2 protein-coding genes are annotated in these 1,883 nt (G+C 39.8%); both read right to left on the bottom strand.

Going from position 1 to position 1,883, the window contains the following annotated elements; translation table 11 throughout:
- On the bottom strand, positions 1-939 hold a 939-nt coding region (locus tag ABJV04_RS20930; protein WP_348493681.1), incomplete at its 3' end, for a CHRD domain-containing protein.
- A 288-nt stretch (positions 940-1,227) separates the two neighbouring features.
- Positions 1,228-1,883 (bottom strand): anti-sigma factor (locus ABJV04_RS20925; RefSeq protein WP_348493679.1); only part of this gene is annotated, 656 nt, incomplete at its 5' end.

Genomic DNA, 1,883 nt, shown 5'->3' with positions numbered 1-1,883 from the left:
ATCACCTTGCAGTTCAGCAAATGTACCGGTAACAACTAATGAATCGTCTGTAGTTAGTTCAACTACAACTGCACCACCGGCATTTGTATTCGCAGAAGGAATTTCAGCACTTCCTGATAAGCTCGCAAAGAACGAAGCTGTAACGGGAGGAGTAACTTGTCCTCTTAATTCACCGGAAGCAAAATTCTCTGAGTGTATATTTACATATACGCCTCTATTCATAAGTGCTTCTTTTTGATCTGTAGTAAGTTCAAATCTGTTATCAGCTGCTAAATAAACTCCTGATTGATTGTCAGCTGCAACAGTAGCATTTAGAGTTACAGCAACACCACCGGCACTACCAGCCATTGCAGTATGTAAATGAGAAGCTGCATAATTACTTGAAAGTCCATTAAATGAACCTGAAACAAATAGTGAATCCCCATTTAGTTCAAGGATGAGAGCACCACTTGCCATGGTTTTTGCTACCGGTACTTCCTGTGCACCGGAAACGTTAGTTCTGAATACAACATCTGCTTGAGGAGCCAATTGACCTCTAAGTTCTCCGGCTCCGTAAGTTTCAGAATGTATATTAACATAAATTCCGCGCGCTTCTAATGTATCCACTTGGCCACTTGATAGTGTGAAAGTGTTATTTGCGGTAGTGTATGTTCCGCCCATTCCGTCAGCGTCTACTGTAGCGTTTAAAGTGAAAAGTACGCCACCAGCTTCACCAGCCATGCCTGCGTGCAAATGAGAGGCAGCATAAGCACTGCTAAGTCCTTCAAAAGAACCTTCAACAGTTAGTTCATTTCCGTTAAGTGTAGCAGTTATACTTCCGTTTGCAGAAGTTGTAACAGTGGGTACTTCGTTACTCCCACTAAGCGTAGTTTCAAACACTGTTTGTGCGTTAGCTATTTGGGTTGTACCAAATACCAGTAAGCATAAAACAGTTACCAAAAATGGTATCTTTTGTTTTTTCATTATTCTCGTAAGTTTAGTTATTATTATACTTATCTAACGGTACGAAAGGAATTTCCGTTCAGATTGGATTTTAAGCGGATAATAAAAAAGGAGTTGCGCTTTCAAGCTACAACTCCTTATCTCTATCACTAAATACAAATATGTAATAACAAGTACGAAGCTCCTTTTAAGACGGATTGGTATTTGTTTCTTGTATGTACAAAAAAACTCCCACCGGTAAGAAAGGAGTTTTTTAATTCTTGAATTGTAAGTTGCCAAAATCTACTACATAGCACCAAGCATATACATATCCCCGGTGGGTTGAGGCGAACCACCCTCAGGCTCAAGTGTAATTGCAAAAGCACCTTGGCTTGCAGATTGGTTCAGTTCCTGAATTTTGAAAAAGTTATCTCTTTCAGGGTCATTCACCGCAAATACCCCGGCGCTGAAAGGCTGATTATTAATTACAAACCAAAGCTGGTATTCTTTAGCGGTTGGAACAGCAGGCATATTAGCTACTTGGAGTAATGCTTGTCCGTTTTCTTTATCCCAAACAACTTTACCGAAGCCATTCGGATTAACTTCCAAGCCATCCATTAATATGAGATCAACATCTCTAGCTTCTAGAATGGCTAAAAGCTCAGACTTTTGCTCAACTTCAGTTTCCAAAATGCGAATGGTGTTTTCTTTCTGAACTACAAGTTCCTTTTGGGTTTCAAGATCAGTTTCCAGGTTTTGATTGAAGAAAAATAAACCTAATGAACTTACAAGAAATAAGACTGCTGCAGCTGCTGAAATTCTGTATCTGGAAAGATAGTGAACATTAGCACTTCCACCTCTTGCATGAACAGAGGCCCAAGCCATTTCTAACAACTGTTCTTTTACAGACTCTGAGGGCTTTTGATCGTAAGCAAGTAAAGCCATTTCAGAGGCAATACTTT

This window comes from Aliiglaciecola sp., from assembly GCF_039982535.1.
Classification (GTDB): Bacteria; Pseudomonadota; Gammaproteobacteria; order Enterobacterales; family Alteromonadaceae; genus Aliiglaciecola.
The sequence above is the reverse complement of the archived record's forward strand: the minus strand, read 5'-3'. Positions and strand labels throughout refer to the sequence as shown.